The sequence below is a fragment of the Mycoplasmopsis iners ATCC 19705 genome, assembly GCF_000701805.1.
Lineage (GTDB): Bacteria > Bacillota_I > Bacilli_A > Mycoplasmatales > Metamycoplasmataceae > Mycoplasmopsis > Mycoplasmopsis iners.
Map to the genome: position 1 here is coordinate 1 of NZ_JNJW01000003.1, position 19,748 is coordinate 19,748.

Below are 19,748 nucleotides of genomic sequence, written 5' to 3' on the forward strand. Positions count from 1 at the left end.
TTTTTAACATTTTGCTCTTATCAGTTCCTTTAACAAACTAAATTAGTTAATTAACAATAAAGCAACTTTTTTTCTATATAATAGAACTAATATATAAGAGATCTTTTCATTTTTAACAATAATTTTTAAAATGTAAACTTAATTAAGAAAGGAAAAATGAAAAATTCAATAAGAAATTATTTAAATTTCTTAAACATTAATATCTTTGCTAAAAAGATTACTTGAATCACTTGATTAACTTTCTTAGCCTTAAATTTAATTATTAATATAACAATTGGCATTATCAATCCGCAAGTTGATAAAAATTTAATTATTTTTATTATTGCATTTGTTCAAATTTTATTTTCGATATTTTTCAGTTCTTTTATTTACATTAACATTTTTAAAGAATTAGAAGAAGAAGGAATTGAAATATTATCATTGAGTAAGCCGATTAGTAGAAAACACATTTATATAGCCAAAAGCCTTTATTGCCTTATTTATAGTGTTTTTTATGCTTTAAGTTTAATGCTAATTAACTTAAGTTTGATTCTAGGTTTAAGACAATTTAATTTAACATTAATTTATTTATTAATAAACTTAGTGGCTTTTACTTTAATTTTCAACTTTTTTGGTGTAATAGCTTCTCTATTAGCTTATAAATTGAATACTAAGTTTGCTATGACTGTGCCATTTATTGTTTCAGCACCATTAATGATTGGCGGATCAATAATCAATCAACAATCAACAAGTAGCGCAAACAATATGGCTTATTTCTTGAATTTAAATTATGCAAATAATCTATCAGGTAATATTAGCAACAGCGAAAAGTTTTATTTAAATAATGCGCAAGATAATTACTATATTTTACCAAATGGCTTTCAAAATAGGTCTTTTAGTCAAAAACAATCTGAAATGTTAAAAGAATTTTATAAGATGGCTAATAATTCTGCCACTGAACTTTTAGCCTATTCATGAACAATTATTCCTTATCAATTTTTAGATATTTTTAATGTTAACAACAAAAATATTTTTAGTAATAATTCAACAAATAATTTAAATAATTATTTATATTATCCAAAACAAGATTCGTATTTATATAAATATAAATTAGCTGAAGCAAATTTGAGAAAATTTGAAGTAATTAACAATGATGAAATTAGTAAACAATATATTGTGCCAAGCGCTTTAAAAAACCAGAGCTAAAAAGACAATGTGATTAATACTAAAATAATCTATGCAAGACAAGGCGCTGATGATTTTACATTATCATTCCCTGAGGATTCTTATACTTTTTCTTCAAGTGATAATTTAGTTGGTGAATTAGACTGAAAATATTTAAAAGAAGTTTTAGAAGATAACAATTTTGTTAATTATTCACAACAATTATTTGCCCAAATTGACTATAAAACAATCGAAAAAGGTAATTATGGTCAATTAATTAACTTAAAAAATCAAATTTTAAACTTAATTGGCAATGAATTAAATAATCCGACTAGTTTTTTAAATACTTATAGCAATTCATTAATCACTGTTTTTGATTCAAGTGCAATTGAAAGTAAAAAAATTAAGACAATTATTGAAAAGAAAGTTTATTTAGCAACCGCTTTAATTTATTCAATTTACTTTAACAGTTTTGGTTCAAATTTATTAGATGCTATTTTATTGAATGAAAAAGATATAACAAGCTCTGTTAAAACAAATACTTTTAATCCGCAACAATTTAATATACAAATTAACGAAAACAACTATTTAATAGGTGGTTATTCATCATACACGCCTATTCAAGAAGTTAGAGAAATTGATGGAAACAACAAAATTATCATAAGATATAATCTTCATGAAAGCGATAATTACTTATTTCAAAATATTGATCAAGTTTATGAATTACAAAGATCAAGCCAAATCATTTCTAAAATTGGTTATGTTGCAATATGAATTAGTTTGATTTCAGCACTTATGTTATTAAATGCCTACAAATACATGAAGAAAGATTACAAATAATTATGGAAGAAATTTTAAAAGTCAGAAATTTAAGCAAAATTTACCAAACTGCTAAAGGTGAAAAAAGAGGCGTTTTTGACATTAGTTTTAATGTCAAAAATGGTGAATTTCATGCTTTTATAGGTGAAAACGGCGCTGGTAAAACTACCACTATTAAAAGTATTGTTGGTGCTTATGAAAAATTTAAAGGCGAGATTTTAATTAATAACATTAACAATCGTTTGGCAAAAAGTAAAAATTTTCTTGGTTATGTGCCAGAAAATGCACTTTTCCCCAAAGATATTACCGTTTATCAATATTTGTACTCTTTAGCTAAATTAACAAATACTCCAAAAGCAGACATTGAAAGTAAAATTAATCAATTTTTAACAGACTTTAATATTTTAAATTTAAAAAATGCTAAACCTTATTCTTTTTCTTCGGGACAAAAGAAAAAAATTCTTTTAATTCAAGCCTTAATGTTCGAACCAAAAATTTTAATCTTAGATGAACCGGCTGCAAACTTAGATCCAACAGCCCGTTTTAACTTATTTAAATTACTTAAAGAATTGAATGAAAAAGGCACAACAATTTTCATTTCTTCTCATGTTTTAAGTGAAATTGATAAATATGTTGATTCTTTAACTTTGATTCATCAAGGTCAAATTATTTATTCAGGCAAAAAATATCAAAATTTAGAAAATATTTTTTATGAAAAAATTATTCAAAATTAGTTCACTTATTTTTGGTTCTTCAATAATTGTTGCTTCAGCAAGTTGTACAGAAAGCTCAAAGGTAACAATTCAACATCAACCAAGTTTTGAAGAAAGAATTAACCCTTTAATTAAACAAATAGTAAATGATTTTTTTAATCAAGACACTTCTCAAATTGAATCATTTTACACTCAACAAGCTCAATTTAGCAATGATATAGCTAATGAGTTAAATGCTTCATTAGTTTTAGCTCCGCTTTGAGATGTTAATGTTTTGGCTAATGCTGGAGATAAAGCAAAAAGAACAAGACAAGCAATAATTAATATCCGTAATTTTTTATCAAATAATTGATTTTGATATTTGAATAATTTAAATAAATTAACTTTTGTTTTTAATCCATATGGCGAATATTATGATGGTTCTGCTTTTAGCGAATCATCGTCAACTATGGATGAACTTATCAATGAAAAGTTTACAAATGGTAAAGCAATTTTAAATATTAAAAATCCAAAAATTAATAAGATGTATTCACTAGCATTAAAAGATGAAGAGTTTGATAATTGATTAGACAAAAAATTAAACTTTGTACAACTTAATTCCAAAACATTTGCGCTTTTCCTTTCATACAATGAAAGAAAAGAAAATGATGCAATTCAAAAACATCTTATGATCATTCCCGACTTATTAGTAATTGATAACAGCGATCCAGAAAACTTATTTAACTTATTTATAGCCGAATTCGAAAAAAGTAAGTGAGCAAAATATGAAAAAGAAAAAGCATATAATTCTGATTATGAAGATTTTGATTATCATGCTTATTTACGAAATAATAATGATTCAACTATTTGAAAACTTTATCAAAGCAATAATTACTCAGAATTATTCAAAAACACTATTGATGCATTAAAAACACAAAATAATTTAATTGAAAGATACACATGAGGTTATGTAAATGAAAAATAAAATTTTAAGTTTATTAACTTTAACAACTTTTGGTTCTTTGACAACAACTTTATCATGTGCTAATTATGTATCAATAAGTAATTTTGAAAAAAACATTGATCATGAATTGGATTTTAATGAAAATAAACAATCTAATGAACAATTAAAAACTTTAGCCATTTTAAACACTTTGTTAGATGTTGTTTATAAAAATGATAATGCTGCAAAAATTTTGTTTTTAAACCAACAAAACAATGAACAAATAAAGAATAAGTTTATTGAATTAAGCAATAGATATTCAAGTACATTTAGTGAAAAAGATGCAATCGATCAAGAATTAATTCAATTAAATAAAGATTTAGAGAACTACAATTTCTTACCTAGTGTGTACTCGCAACAAATCAAAAATACCAAAGCAAAAATTGTTGAAGCAAAAAGTAAATTGACTAATTTAAATGAACGTTTTCAACAATATTTAAGTGATTTTGGTCAATTAGCTAGTGAGAATTGGTATTGATTTTTAACTAACATTGATAAATTTAAATTTGACTATTTTCAATATATCGCCAGCGATTTAATTAATAGAATTAAAAGTCAAAATAATGGCGAAATCCCTGAAAACTTTAAAAAGTATTTAACAGACGAATATCTTCAAAAAATTGAAAATGCTCCATTAACTGCTACATATAAATTAAGTGATAATCATTTAAATTCAATTGCTTTAGGTGATGAATCTAAAGATTCGGAAGGTACTTATTATTACTTAAACACAGGTAAATTGGTAATGAGGATTCAAATAGAAAACGGCAATACTAATTCAATGGTTAAAGAATTGAGCTTACAACCTTACATTTGATATTTTGCTTCTTTAAAAACTCCTGAAATTTCTTTAAAGTTGATTTCTTCAATTTATCACTACGCATTCATACATGCTTATCTAGAAGGTTATGGGCAATTTACTAACGATATGGTTGTAAAACAGCGTTATGGCGAACCAGTTTATGTGCTACCTATAATTGCAGGAGAGACTAATGAAAATTAAAAAACTTTTATTATCTAGTGTGCTTTCTGTGCCGTTTTTGCCTGTTTCATGCGTTAATTCGCCAATTAATACCTTGAATAAACAAGAAGCTTATGAACACTTTTCAGTTATGGATAATTCATATGAAGATTTTGTGCAAAATAATTTAATTCAAGAAGTATTAAGCCAATTATTTCCAAATGAAGAAGAAAAAAATACATATATTCAGGAACAAAATAAGTTGAATAATGAAACATACACAAATAAAATTCAAGCAGCTTTAAAATATGCTAATCATTTAACTTATTCTTTAAATTTAAATCGTGTGGCTTGAACAAGTGGTAAAGCAAGCATTTTAAATGTTGCTAATGAAATCATTGACAATTTAAGAGAAAAAAATTGACTTTTCTTCCTTTATAATTTACATCGTTTCACTTTTGTTCAAGATCAATTAGAAGGCGGAAGCGACTATCAAAGTGTTGAAAAAAGATCGGAAGCTGAAGAAAATATGTTGCTTTATCAAAACTTTTATCAACCAAAAAGCAATAAAATCATTGATTTTGTAATTCAAGAATATTCAAATGACGAATATGAAAACATTAAACAAGTTTACTTTTTAAATGAAGAAGGCTTTATTTTTAAAATTGTTTTAAGTTTTGCTAAAGAAAATGAAAAAATTATAGAAAGAAAAGCTGAAGTTTTCGGTTATGTTTATACTTATCCTAAATTACTCAAAAGCAATAACAAATTAAAAGATTTTGATTTAAAAAAATATGTTTTAGCCACACAAAGTTTTGAGAACTACAATCTTTATTCTTCAAACACTGAAGCAGTTTTATTTACCGATAAATATGGTGGCAAAGAATTAGTTTATACTATAGTTGATTTTAAATAATTGTCTAATAAGGCATTTTTACAGCCTTTTTAGTAAAATAAAAGCTCGAATTAGCAATTAATTTGAGCTTTCTTTTTTAATAAAATCAATAATTATTGGAGCATGATCACTTATTTCTTTAAACACCATTTCGCCATCTGTTATATATGATGAATTTTTATGTATGGCGGCATAAAGTTTTTGCATTTCAACACGATCTCATATACCATTATTAAAACCATTTATTGTGTCAATTTTCATATCAAAGTTTCTCTGCAATTGATTATTTTCGTCATAAGACAATAAATTATAAAAATCATCTTCTTTTCATAATCACTTATCATAAGCATTTGCATAATAAGTTTCGCCAGTTTTATCATTATGTCAGATTGATGTTTTATAGTTTTTAGCTATTGAATCTTCGTAATATTGATCATAGCCAAAAGCTTTAGCACGATTTGTTCATAATTTGCTATTAGTAGTAGCTAAATTAGTATCACCACCAAATAAAACAACTTCATTTTCTATGTTTAATTTAGCCAATTCATCTGCTACATAGTAATTTTCAACTAATTCTTGATAACCTTGTTGCTTACTTAAGCTTATATTATGAATTTGATTTGTTAAAAAATCTCTTGGTTGACGAAGCACATTTGATGATTGTCCAGGACTATCCAAATGGCCAATAACAAAATTAATTGATTTACTGTTTTCTTTATCCAATAATTTGTAATAGCCAAAAGGACGAACAAAATAGTAATTAAAATCATTATAAGTTTCAAGTTTTCTTGGGGTAATCGATTGGTGACTTATTAAATCTAATTTATCACTTCGATAAATAATAGCATTTGCTTCAGCTTGTGTTTTGTAAACACTCATATCAGAAATTGTATATTGTGCCTTATTAAAGTTATTGTAGGCAAATTTATAAATTGGCTGGTTGTTCATGAATGAATTAAGTGTTTTTACTATTCTTTCAACTTTTGGTCCATCATCTTCATTAACTTCGGTTAAACCGATTGCATCAATATTATATTTGTAAATCAATTGTGCGATTGCTTGAACTTTGACAGAATTAATTGTGCTATCGCTGCCACCAAAATTGAGAATGTTTCAATGAGCAAAACGCAAAACTTGATCATTGGCAATATTCTCTAACTTAACTAATTCACGCGCTTGAACGCTGTCGCTGTTTTTATTTGTATTTCTATTTTGAAAATTTTTATAACCGAAATATGAGCCAGCACCAATAACCGAAGCACCAATTAAGGCAGCTAAACCTGAAATTATGTTTTTAACTTTTGTATTCTTCTTACTTTTCATTTCGCTCTTTCCTTATTAAAAATTAATTATGAATTATTTTAAACTATTTTATTGGTTTGTCTGAAAGTTTAATAGTTTAATTAATAAGCAAGATAGGTTAAAAAACCATTATTACTTTTTTATAGGTATATTGGTTAATTAATTTTCGTAATATTAACAAATCAATTAGTATGTTTGAAGCTTGCTTACAATTTTAAAATATAAAAAACCATTGCCTAATAATGGCAATAGTTTACTTATTAATCTTGAGATAAAATAACATTATTAACAATCATGTTTAAAACATACATGTATTTTTCTTCATCTGTTTTACCAGCTAATTTTTCATTATTTGAAGGAACTTTGACGTCTTTGTAACCTAATGATTCTAATAATGATTGTTTTAAACTTTCTCTTTTTTCACCAGTGAACATTTTAAGCGCAATGTTAGGACGAGTTTTGTCTTGATCATTTGAACGATAAACTAAATTAATTTGACTAAGATCTAAACCTGTAGCTTCTAAAGCAGAAGCAAATAATTTAACTTGGTTCTTAAATCTTGTTTTAAAGTTTTCACTATCTGACGATTCTGTTAGAGCCACATTTAAAGCAAATTCAAGTATGTTAGTTGACTCGATTGACTCAGCATAATATTCGAAGTTTGATAAAGCTACTTTAACATCTGCATAATCATCTGTTGGATTTGAAGTTAAAAATGGTGTAAATTCGAAATTAACTTTGCTTCCAGGATTGAGCAGAGCGGCAGCTATAGTGTTTACATCAGGTTTAGCATAAGATTCCTGTTTTGTAAATTGTTCGAAAATTCGTTCAGCACCATCTGCTATTTTCTCTTCAGTTACTAAATTAGCTGTTCCTCTAATACCTGGCATATATTTAGACATACCTTTTGATGTTCCGAATGTCATTCCATAAAGCATTGCATCATTAAACTTAATAAAGCCGTTAGCATAATTGGCTGCTCCGGTTAAATTTGTTGATAAAACAGTTAATGGCATAATTCCAACAACACTAATTCCAGCACCAAGTAATCTACTTAATACTTTAGGTTTACCTTTTGCTTTGTATCTCTTTTTAATAAATCTATGAATTACTATTCAATAAATTAATTTAAAGATACACATTAAACCAAAGGTGAAACTTAAAATTCAAATACCTCTGAGCAATGGATCAATTTTATGAGTTTTAGCTAAAAGTAATGTAACATCTTTATCTGTACTGAATCCTTCAACCACTTTGATTAAAGGTATAGTGGCTAAAACTGAAATTACTAAAGCTAAGAAATTAAAGCCTAAAGAAATTAACGAAGGAATTCAACCTCTTTTAAGTCCAATTAAAAGGCTAAAAATTGAAAAAAAACCAAAAACAATTAATGGAATTCAAAAGTGACTTGGATTTGAGGCAAAGTTTCAATATTCTTTTACAGTTTCCGACATTATGCCTCCTCTACATCGATTAATCTTGAATTTAATTCTGCTTTTCAAGGATCTTTTTTATTGATACGATCAACAAATAATTTGCCTTCTAAGTGATCAAATTCATGTTGAAACACAATGGCTAAATAACCTGTTAAATCTAATGTAATTTCTTTCTTTTGAAAGTATGAATAAGCTTTAGCCAAAACTCTACTTTGACGATACACAAAGCCTTCTTGTCCATGTCAATTATGACCTACACTTAAACAACCTTCGCCGCTATCTAAAGCTAATTTATTAGCGCTAGTTGAAATAATTTGAGGGTTAATTAAAACATCTCTTAAAATGGCTGTGGGAACGTTTGAGCCTTTTTTATAGTTAGCTCCGTTAATATAGAACATTCTTTTGGGAATGCCATATTGAATTGCTGCTACACCAACTGCGGGTTGAAAGCCTAAATTATCTGGACTTTGACTAATGTCAACGTGTCAAATCATTTTTTCTGCTAATTCTTGATCTTCAGCAGAAAGAGGTAATGAAACTTCTTGCGATTTTTCACGCAAAATTTTTGCTGGTAATTTTACTAATTTAACATCATATTTCATATCGCTATTATATATTAAATTAGATATTAATTATTAAATAAAGTAAATAGCCAATAAAACTCGTAACTTGCCCAAAATGAGAATATTAAAAAAGACACCCAAAGCGTCCTTTTAACCAGCAATTGCTGTATAGGTTAAATTAGCAATAACAATTCAAATTGGCATAGCAATTATTGAAAGCAATGTTCCTAAAGCAGAAGCTTGTGAAGTGTAATGAGCATAGTCATGTTTATAAGCGACAGCATACATAACACAAGTTGTAGCGGGCGGAGTAACCATTAATAAAATAATTAATGTCCCGGTTTCTTTAGTAATAAGACCTTTGCCGCCATATGGGTATACAAATAATAGAACTATACCTAACATAATAGCGGGTAAAATAATTAATTTTGTACCCACTGTCATTCATACAGCTTTGTCTTTAACAGCTTCTTTGATATTTGATAACGCAAGCGAACCACCAATAACCAATCAAATAACAGGCGAAACAATTTTGGCTCCAAGAGTAAGAACAGTACCAAAAGCAGGTAAAGCTAATTTGAACGCGCCTCAAAATTGGTGAAAATCACTTAAATTCATTGCTTTAGTTACATTGTTAGCACTAATAGTGCCTGAAGTTTTTCATTGAATATATTGAGCATCACTAATTGACAAGGCATATGGTTGTGATCCCTTGCCTGTTCAATATCAGTTATTTAAACCTGGAATTCATTGTAAGCTTCATAAAAATAATGAAACAAATAATAAAATCATCATTGGGCTACAAATTCTTTTAATAATTGGCTTGATGTTTTCTTTAGTTAATTTTTCCCCAGAATATTGCATTATTTTGTATGAAAATAAAGCAAAAGTAAATGGAATATTTCAAATTTGTAATAGCGCATTAGTAAAATCTGAAAATACACTACCTTTCATATTTGAAACTAGTGGGCTAGCAAAAACTAAAAGTGATCCATAACCAATCATTAATCATGAAGTAGTTAATTTGGCTTGATAATTTCTAACATATGCATCTCTAGTTTTAGTTAAAACTAGTTCTGGATTAGCTGCTTCAAGTTTTTTGAAATGTTCAGCGGTTTTTCTTTCTACTCATTTTGGTAAAAGTTTTGGTCAATAATTAACAACTAATCAAGTAAAGATGGCAAATAATACATAAAAACCAATACTCATTCCTAAAACAATACCGATTTCAGCAGTATTTTCACGGTTTGTGTCAACCATCAATGCTGAAAAAGTTAAGAATGGTAGAAGAAAGCTAATTCCAAATTTGGCTAAACGATTATTCATTTCAGCACTAAAAAGTTTAGTTTTAGTTGCAAAATAACCTAATAAGATGAATGTCATCGTTGCTATTACAGCGCCTCACATACCTTGGTCGCTGAATAGCTTAATAAAGGTTTCTTTCATAAATTATCCTTATTATTTATAAACAATATATTTAATTAACATTTAATTAACTTTGCTATTATACTTTTTTCTATTTCAATTAATTATGAAAAAACACACAAATTTCTTTGTGTGTAATTTTTCTATCAGAAACCGCCACTGTTTGGATCATTATAAACGACATCATTTGAAGTTCTAGCAGGCATATAACCTTGAATTAAGTAATCCATTAAAGCCTGTGTAAAGGTTTTTGTTGAATTGAACTTAACATCTTTATATTGATCGGCATAATAAATGTAAATTAAAACAAAATCACTTGCATATCATGTTTGGTGTAATGAACCAGATCTACTTGATTTGTCGCCTCAGAAGTTTTTAATCTTAAGGGTTCCAGCTCAATATCTGGTGTTAACTGAATAATCAGGGTTAAAACCTGCTACTCATAAAGCGTTAAATTTACCGCTTTGGCCATATTTAGCATAAATTGGTGTTTTAAATTCATTTTTGAAAGCGTCAAAAGTTTTGATTCAATGGTTATAAATTGTTGCTTCGACTGTTGTGTTTGTATTATTTCAGAATGGTAATTGAGTAACATTACTTTTGGCAAAAATTAATAATGATGTGTAAATTCTTCATAATGCTTGGTATGATGAAACATTTTGCTTAACAGCATCTGGCGAAGTGAATTTATCTTTAGCTATTAATTCTGTGAAGTAATTTTTAAATACAGGGCCTAATAAAGCTTGAATTAATTCGCTTAGTCCATTTTGTAACAAGTTCAATATTGTTCCTAAACCACCAACTTCAAAACCAGGAGCATTTCAAGTATCACCAGGACGATTTGATGAAGTTGAACTACTGCTTGATGAACTTGTTGAAGAACCTGATGAATCTTTTAATGGGCCAAATAAGAATTGGAAGATACCTTTTGAACGATCAGCAGGCGATGTAGAAAATAATATATTAATTACATCAGTCATTGCTTGGCCATCAACATTTTGTGTAATTTCCTTTAAAACAGCCTTATTCTGAATAATGTATTTCATTGAAATGTTGCCATTTTCTGGGTTTTTCATAAATTTCAATGCACCATCAAGGGCAGCGTTTTTAAGTAAACCAAATCAGTTTGAATTGTCAGGGTAAGTGTTAATTTTCTTCAAGACAGCGAAAATTGAATTCACAACATCATTCATGATTCTTGAATTAGCTACACCTTTTAAGATTTCTTGAATAAATTTAGCAAAACTTGGGTAGTGTGCTTCAGTAATGTTGAAACCAGCTCCAGTTAAAGCTTTGGCTAAAAGTAACCCAATTGTGCTACCTAAATCTTCTTTAGCGGCTAAAATTTCTTTCAATCATTTTTTCAATAATTCTTGAATTCTAGTTGCTGAATTTGAATTGAAGAATCTAGCTAAAGCATCAATTCATCTATTATCTGAAGCATAATCAGCAGAGTGATCAATAACTTCATTAACAAGTAAAATTAATAATTCTTTTAAGTCAGGGCTTTGGAAAACAGAGATTAAAGTTTTTAAAGCAGCTTCATCAGTTAAGCCTTGGTTTTTTAACAATTCAGCTATTTTAAAGTCGTCTAAGAATTTTTTTACTAATGTTTTATCGCTTGTAATTCCTGTAATTACTTTGCCTAAATCGTCTTTTAAAACTTCTTTATTTCTATTTAAAGTGTTGCTATTTAAAATAATTTTAACTAAGTTGTAGTCTTTAACATTGAATGAATTAATTACAGTTGCAAATAAATCGCCAACAAAAGAATCTGAAGTAAAGAGTTTTTCAGCGTTGCTTAAAATGCCTTTAATAATTGGTTGAATAATATTTAATTGTTTAAGAATTGTTGGTAATTCAGTGTGTAAGTCACTAACAAATTGTCTGTTTTCTGGCGAGTTAATGTCCACACCGTATTTGGCTGTATTATAGTTAAATACGCCAGCTATAATTGCTTTAACTTGTGGTGAATTAAGCACTTTAATAATTAAGTTTTCAATATCAGCAGCTAATTGATTTCTTCTAGTTTCATCGCTACCAAAAATACCAATTAATTGAGCAAAAGTTGTTGCACTATTATATTCAGCTGGATTGTTTAATAATCCATCAAAAATATGTGAAATAATATCATTCACTTCTTGAGAAACTATTACATCGGCTGTTAAAGCTTTTAAATCATCTAAAGTAAAGAATGAAGTACTAATATCTTTGATTTTTTGCGGAACATTTGCTCAAAGTTTATTAACAAAGGCATTTTCACCAGTTAACGCAAAGTATTTAATGGTATTAATAATTAATTTTTGAACAGTTACTTTATCTTCATTTGCAGTTGTATTGTTAATTAAAATTTTAATAATTTTAACTACCGTGGTTTCTAAATTGGCTTGACTAAAGTATTTATTAGTAAAGTTGTTTAGAACATTTTTGAAGTTGAAATTGTCAAAATTATCTTTAGCTTCTTGAAGCGCTAAACCAACAAAAGTTTTAACAAAACCTAATTCTGTGTCTATTTTGTCAATAGCCACTAATTTATCTTTAACTAATTTAACAATTTGTTCTGTGGTTAAATCACCTTTAATTACTGGGTATTGGCTTATTGTTCCAGCAACTAACTGACTAACAACATCGCTAAATGGCGCATTAGTAATAATTAATTTCACTCAAGCAGAAACTTTTTCGGTAATAAATTCAATGTATTCTTGATTACTTAAGTAAGTTTTGATAATTTGTTTGAAACTTAATAAATCTTCGGTTGTATTAACATTTTCTAATAGCGCATGGTCAATAAAGTGCTGTAATAAAGCCTTAAATGGTTCATTGGTTAGCGCGAATTTAAGTGTAATATTTAAAGTATTTTGATCAACACCATCAATAATTGGCTTAATTGTTTCAACTAAATTAAGCGGAATTAATGAATTAATTTGATCTTTGTTTAGTAATGTTGTTACGAAATCAACAAAAGCTAAATAAAGTTTAGAATTAGCAAAGTTTTCTAAGATTTTCTTAGCTAAATCCATTGATGTATTAATTTCATCAAGTTGGTCTTTTAGACTAGTAAATGTTTCAAATAAAGCGTCGATAAATTTGCCGAATTCAGCTGTTTTAAATAGGTTTTTGATAAAACCATCAAATTGTTTAACTATAATTTGACCATTAGTTATTGAGCTTAAAATTGAACTAATACTATTTCTAGTATTTGCTCCTAGTGCAGAAGTTAAGAAGTTAGTAATTAATTTCTTAATAATCTCTTTATTGTTGGTTAAATGATCTTCTTTAATTAATATTTTAAGCAACTTAATCATTGAAGTTTCAAGTGTTTCGTTGGTAAATTGTTCTCTAATCGATGCTAATAAATTAGCAATATTGAAGTTATTTGTGCCATTAGCCAATTGTTGTGTCAATGCTTGAACAAGTTTAGAAATTAAGCCAAATTCTTCTTCAAAACTATTTAACAAGCCTGTTAAATTGTTAAAGAAATTACTAAATTCCGCTTTAGTTATGTTATTTAACATGCCTTCATATCTCGAAAGCAATGCGTAAATGATATCTTGAACATAAGTTTTAAGTTGAGTGTCTTTTAAAACATCTTTAAAGAAATTAATTAGTGGCTCATTAATTGCTGTTCTATGTTCTTCAACAGTCAATCAATTGTTTAATAAGTTGTTAAGATTTTTAATTGAATCAAAGTTTGTTGCAGAAAGAATTGCATCATTAACAAATTTATCAATGATTGTTTTGAAATTCTTGTTTTTAAGCACAAAATTAATAATGTATTTTACTTTATCATAAGTAATATAAGGTCTTGTGCTTTCTGGAATTTTGGTAATTAATTGTTCATTTACGAAAGTTTCAACTTGTGAATCTTGAAGTACAAAATTGACTAATTCAACTAATTTAGTGTATATTCCACCACTTGTTAAGTCAGTTAAATTGATTTTTAATAAATCAAAAATATTGTCAATGTCTTTAACTGTTTCATAATCAAAGTTAAGTAATTTATCAGCGAAAGTTAAAATTAAATTCATTAATTGTTCAGATGAAATTACTTTGTTGATAATTTGATTTAATTGTTCATTTGTATTGTCAACTCCAAATACATTGCTTAAAATTTGAGCAACTGCATTTTTAAGATTAAACAATTGTGTTTCATTAAACACATTAGTAATCAATTGTTTAATTGTTTGTTTATTATTAACATATGTTTGATTTTTGATAAATAGTTTATAAACAGCTAAAATGAAGTTTTCTAATTCATTTTGACCGAGCGCTTTCTTAATTTCAGCGCCAAAATCAAGAGATTTACCACTAATTCCATCAACTCTTAATTTATTAATAATTGCACCAACAACTTTGTTAACAAGTGTTGTATTTTGTAAGGTGTCAGTCATATTGCCTAAAACGCCACTTAAGGCTGTTTTAAAGGCATTTTCATCAATGTTAGTTACTATATTAGAGTTTTCTTTAAAGTAATTGTAAAGTGAATGAAGTATCTCATTGTTTAATTCTGCATTAGTTAAAATATCTAACGCAAACTGTTTAACATTATTGATAATGGTTTTATTATTTTCTTCATCTGCTAATCAAGTTTTGATCAAGAAATCAATGCTTTTAAGAACTTGTAAAACATCAACGTTTTCATCAAGTAAAGTTCTATTTAAGAAATTATCGATAATAACTTTAAATGATTGATTTTGAATTCCTAAATTAAATAATTTTTTAGCTAAATCATAGGTTAAGTAATTTGCTAAATTACCTAATTTATTATTCATTGCTTGCTTAAACACATTTGAAATAGTTTCATTTTGCAAGATTGAATTGAATAAATCAGTTAAAGTTGAGTAAATAGAACCGCTAGTAAAGTTACTTAAGAATAATTTGATAATGTCAGAATATTTTGTAATTGAATCAAGATCTTGATCTTGTAATTCAGAAAGCTTATTGAAGAAAACATCTATAAAACTGTTAAATTTGTCAGAAACATAAATGTTTTTAATTGCTTGTAAAACATTTTCTTTTTCTTCAGGCGAACTAGCCAAATTAACTAGAAGTGTAGCCAATTTATCATTTACTGAATTAAAGTATTTAGATCTTAAAAGATTTTGAACTAATTTTTTAATTACTGCTTTATGTTTAGTAATAAAGCCTTGTTTAATTGTTGTTTTGAAAGCACTAATAACAAGCGATTCAATTCTTTCTTTGTCAAAGTAATTTTTGAATGTTTCAATGAAACCATTTAAACTAAAGTTTGAAACACCATTGGTTTTTAATTGTTCAACAAAAGCACCAATTAAATTGGTAATTAAATTAAAGTCATTTTCATATCTTAATAATAAATCAAGTAAATCATTGATTAATGAGCTAACTTCGTCATTAGTAATGTTAGTTGTAATACCTTCGAAGTTTTGCAAAATAGGATAAACAATATTATTGACTATTTTTCTAAATGAGGCATTGCTTAATAAACTCTTAATCAATGCTGTTGCTGATGTTTTAATTTCGGCTGCATTGTCTTCATTTTTTAACCATTTGTCCAATAAAACAGTGAAATTAGCAAAATCACTTACTGAATTAGCTCCTAAAATAACATTATTAGTAAATTGATTGAGCAACACTTTAACATTCTCATCTTTTAAGATAATTAATAAGATTGATTTAATATCTGTATAAGTAATGCTGTTAGCTACAGTTGAAGAAATTTTGCTTAATAAGTTTGTTTCAACAATTGTTTTAACATTTTCATTATTCAAGACAACTTCAACCAATTCAACAAATTGGTTATAAACTTCTGTGTTAGCAATGTTATTTAAATTAGCTTTTAAAATAGTAAATAAATTAGTTGAATCTTTAATTTCGTCATAATTTTTGGCAAAAATTTGATCAATTAAAGCAATCATTACATTAACTATTTTTTCTGAGCCTAAAATTTCATCAATAGCATTACTTAATTGTTCTTCTTGTTCTCCGATTGGAATTAATTTTTTAATGATATTTTTAAGTGTTTCTTTAGTATTGAACAATTTATTTTCATTGAAGAAATTGATAAAGATTTGTTTAATAACAGCTTTATTATCTGTGTAAGTATTATTTTTTACAAATAATTTGTATAAGTTAAGTAATAATGTGTCAATTTTTTCACTAGTAAATACTGCTTTAAAACTTGAACTTAAGTTCGCACTAAAATCAGCAAAACCATTTGCTTGGAAGTTTTGAATCAACACATTAAGTATTGCGCCAATTAAATCATTTTCATCAATTAATGTTTTAGAATCATTTAGGACTCTATTTATTAACTGGTTAAATTGTTCTTCAGTTACATTAACAACTAAATTAGAATTATTTTTCAAGAATGTATATAAATTAGAAGTAATAAAACTTAATAATTGTTCGTTGTCTAGAGCATTATTGAAGAATTGTTTAACATAATTAATTAAAACTTTGTTGTTTTCTTCATCTGCTAATCAGTGTTTTAAAATTGCTTCAAAACTTGAAACATCTGTTAATGTTCCATCATTATTGAATAAGGCTTTGTCTAAGAAGTTGTTTAAAATTGCTTTAAACGCACTATCTTCAAAAACAAATTTAACAGTGTTTTTTAATAATTCTGCATTGATGTATTGAGCAATAACTTCACTTCTAGCATTAATTTCATTATTAATTAAAGTTTGAATTTTTTCATTATTAAGAATGTTGTCAATTAAACCAACAAAAGTATTGTAAAGTTCACTATTAGCAAAATCGGTTGTGAATAATTTAATTAATTCATTTAAACTTGTTTTAGCTTTAATTGTTTCTTTATCAAAAGCAAAAATAAAGTCAATTAATTTGTCGAAAACACCTTTGAAACTATCTGATTCGATGATTTCTTTAATTGTGTTTTCTAATTCATCAACATTAACATCGCTTTGAGTTGCTTTTTGAATCAATTGAGCTAAAATACGAGCTAATTTGTCTTTTAAACCCAAGCTTGTGCTATTAAATACATTGTTAATAATTTTCTTGAATTCTTCTTTGAAATCACCTAAATTATTGGTTAATAATGCTTTAAGAATAGTAAAAATAGTGTTTTCAGCATTTTGTTCATTAAATAATTCTTTAACTTTGCCAACAACATTATTCATTACTGTATCAAGGCTAAAATTACGGATTGATTCTGGGCTAATACTTAAAGCTAAACCATTAAATAAAACTTTTAATAATTCTAAATTATTGTTTAAATCTAAAGCAACATTTAAAATCTCGTAGGCAAATTTGGTTAATTGTTGATCATCAATTTCAGCATTTAAACCTAAGGTTGTAAAGGTTTTGTTAACTGCTCTAGCAACTATTTGTTTGAATTCATTATCTTTCAATAGCTCTATAAATAAGTCATTTAAAGCAGTTCCTAAAGCTTCTTTAATGCCTGAATTATTTAATAAAATATTAAGTAAATCGTTGAACGATCTTGCTTCACTAAATGATGGGAAAGCATCAATTAATGAACTTATAACTTTACCTAAAGCAGTTTTTAAATTAGCATTATTGATTATTTTAGAAATTGCTCTAACTAAATCATCACGATCAATGTATTTAGCTACTTCATTATTGTAAAATAAGCCAACTAATTTATTAATTGTTTCATCAGCTAATTCTTTTTGAATTAAATTACCAATAATTTCTTGAACAATTTCTTTAAATTCATTACGTTTATCATCATCAGCAAACATTGGCAAGCTTAAAAATGAAGTAATATTTTGAATAATTTTAAACTCGTTAGTTGCTGCGATTTTAAATGATTCTAATAAATAGTTTAATTTGTATTCTTTAGCTCCTGGCTCACCGTCATTATCTCAATCGGTTTCATAGAAATTAGTTTGTGCATCTCTTAAAATTCCACTGAAAACTAGGTTTTCTTCAGCTCAATGTTGTAATGATTTTAAGTTTTCTTCATTGTTTCTAGTTAAAAAGTTAAACAATTTTTGTTCAGGGTCTAGTTTTAAATAACCTTTTGATTTGAAAAGTGATAATAATAAATCTCCAAAAACAATATTTGAAAAACGGGTTTCGTTAATAACTCTGTTATAGTAGTTTGAAATATCTTTTAAGCCAATTACTTTAGCAGTTAATGCATCTTGATCAAAAAGATAACTTGTTTGATTTGAACCAAATAAACGATCGGTTATATTAAATGGATTTTCTTCATTAAACTCAATAGTTCTTGAATAAGTTGTTTGATCGTTTTCAAAAAATTCATTGCCTCATTCAAAACCATGGCTTTGAACTTCAGCAAGATTTTTAGTTTTTAAAATTAATTTGCTGAATAATTCCATTGCCATTTTTTTATAACCAAAAATCGAAGGGTGAATATCGAATAAAGAAGGGGCTAATTTTTCAACTTTTGGGATTCAATATGGAGCGTTATAAACATTAACAAAGTTAGCGTCGTTTGCATTAGCAACAAATTTAATTTTGTCATTAAGTAAGCCAATTAAAATTTGGCTTGCTGCTATTGGAATATTAAAATTATCTTTTAAATATTGATCAACTAATTTACCAATAAATGACATTGGTAATGGGTATGAAACAAAGTTAATGTTTAAATTTGGATTAATAGCTTTTAAATGGTTTATAAGTTCAACTTCTCTTTGTTCAATAGCATCATAAACATTTTGGAAAGTTGTATTTAAAATTTCAACTATTTGGCCATAGTTGTATTTTTTATTAGTAATTTGTTGAATTAAAGCTGCAAAAGGCAATTTAGCAATTTCTTTTTTAAGTAAAGCGATAGTGTCATTAGCACCTAAAGACAAAGTAAGTAAATTAGCTGTTTTTAATCTTTCAATTACTAGATCAGCATAACCATCTAAATCTTGACCAAATAAACGGTGCATTTTTGCTAAAGTTTTTGGTTCTAAATGATCATATTTATGTGCAAATAAAGCATTTCAATGCTCCATTGTGGCACCTGAACGCGCAAAGTTTTTGAATGATTCTAGTTTATTTGCTTCAGCACTTTGAATTAAAGCAGCAAAATAAGCTGGATAAGAAGCTCCAGTCACTTCACCTTCAGCGGTTAACTCGCCTTGAAAATCATTAGGTAAAGTAGCATCAAAACCAGCGGTAATAGAATCACCGATGGCTACATATCTTACTTTTTCTCCTTTGGTTATGGCGTTTTTAGCTAATTGCTTTTCTTCGTCTAGGATTGATAAATGGTTTTTATCATCTTCTTTGCCAGGATTAAGCGGTTGATTATCATCATCGCTTGGCAAACCTGGGACATTAGAATAATCTGCTCCTGGTTGAATTGGTGCATCTTTGCCTTTTTCAATACTTTTTTCTTTTGTTGGGATAAAACTTAAACCAACACCTAATCCTATAGTTCCAATTAAAGTTGTGCTTAATAACACAATAGCTGTTTTTAATTTGATTTTCATATGCTCCATTCCTTTATAAAACTATGTTTTATAAATTAAAGGTAAAAAAATATACTTAATTATACTATTTTTATTGTTTTTGGTAAATTTGGC

11 protein-coding genes are annotated in these 19,748 nt (G+C 27.0%); 6 read left to right on the forward strand and 5 right to left on the reverse strand.

Translation table 4 applies throughout. The features are described 5' to 3' along the window. The first annotated feature begins 156 nt into the window (after positions 1 to 156). Genes T395_RS03515 through T395_RS0101180 form a run of 6 tightly spaced genes read left to right on the forward strand, consistent with a single transcriptional unit; the run spans position 157 to position 5,534 of the window. Positions 157 to 1,185 (forward strand): ABC transporter permease, encoded by a 1,029-nt coding sequence (locus T395_RS03515; protein WP_051617778.1) that lies wholly within the window; start codon positions 157 to 159, stop codon positions 1,183 to 1,185. A gap of 9 nt (positions 1,186 to 1,194) precedes the next feature. Further along, positions 1,195 to 1,983: a hypothetical protein gene (locus T395_RS03520; RefSeq protein ID WP_051617780.1), complete on the forward strand. Its 789-nt coding sequence runs from the start codon at positions 1,195 to 1,197 to the stop codon at positions 1,981 to 1,983. Between the two features lie 2 nt (positions 1,984 to 1,985). Continuing rightward, positions 1,986 to 2,696, forward strand: coding sequence for an ABC transporter ATP-binding protein (locus T395_RS0101165; protein ID WP_029512680.1), 711 nt, complete (start codon positions 1,986 to 1,988; stop codon positions 2,694 to 2,696). Further along, a complete protein-coding gene (locus T395_RS0101170; protein WP_029512681.1) occupies positions 2,674 to 3,639 on the forward strand; it encodes an aromatic motif membrane protein in 966 nt (321 codons plus the stop codon). The genes T395_RS0101165 and T395_RS0101170 overlap by 23 nt, the downstream gene beginning before the upstream one ends. Further along, entirely contained in the window at positions 3,629 to 4,660 is a 1,032-nt protein-coding gene (locus T395_RS0101175) for an aromatic motif membrane protein (protein ID WP_029512682.1), read from the forward strand. Before T395_RS0101170 ends, T395_RS0101175 begins: the two co-directional genes overlap by 11 nt. Continuing rightward, positions 4,650 to 5,534 (forward strand): aromatic motif membrane protein, encoded by an 885-nt coding sequence (locus T395_RS0101180; protein ID WP_029512683.1) that lies wholly within the window; start codon positions 4,650 to 4,652, stop codon positions 5,532 to 5,534. Before T395_RS0101175 ends, T395_RS0101180 begins: the two co-directional genes overlap by 11 nt. Positions 5,535 to 5,591: 57 nt before the next feature. Here T395_RS0101180 and T395_RS0101185 read toward each other — a convergent pair whose 3' ends face one another. The 5 genes from T395_RS0101185 to T395_RS0101205 all read right to left on the reverse strand — a co-directional run bounded on the left by T395_RS0101185 (position 5,592) and on the right by T395_RS0101205 (position 19,655). Further along, on the reverse strand, positions 5,592 to 6,836 hold the full coding sequence (locus T395_RS0101185) for an MnuA family membrane nuclease (RefSeq protein ID WP_029512684.1): 1,245 nt from the start codon (positions 6,834 to 6,836) through the stop codon (positions 5,592 to 5,594). A gap of 239 nt (positions 6,837 to 7,075) precedes the next feature. Continuing rightward, positions 7,076 to 8,269 (reverse strand): hypothetical protein, encoded by a 1,194-nt coding sequence (locus T395_RS0101190; protein WP_029512685.1) that lies wholly within the window; start codon positions 8,267 to 8,269, stop codon positions 7,076 to 7,078. Then, positions 8,269 to 8,853, reverse strand: coding sequence for a peptide deformylase (gene def / locus T395_RS0101195; protein ID WP_029512686.1), 585 nt, complete (start codon positions 8,851 to 8,853; stop codon positions 8,269 to 8,271). Before def ends, T395_RS0101190 begins: the two co-directional genes overlap by 1 nt. A 111-nt stretch (positions 8,854 to 8,964) precedes the next feature. Next, a complete protein-coding gene (locus T395_RS0101200) occupies positions 8,965 to 10,260 on the reverse strand; it encodes an AEC family transporter (protein ID WP_029512687.1) in 1,296 nt (431 codons plus the stop codon). Positions 10,261 to 10,382: 122 nt separating this feature from the next. After that, on the reverse strand, positions 10,383 to 19,655 hold the full coding sequence (locus T395_RS0101205) for an SGNH/GDSL hydrolase family protein (RefSeq protein ID WP_029512688.1): 9,273 nt from the start codon (positions 19,653 to 19,655) through the stop codon (positions 10,383 to 10,385). Positions 19,656 to 19,748 lie beyond the last annotated feature (93 nt).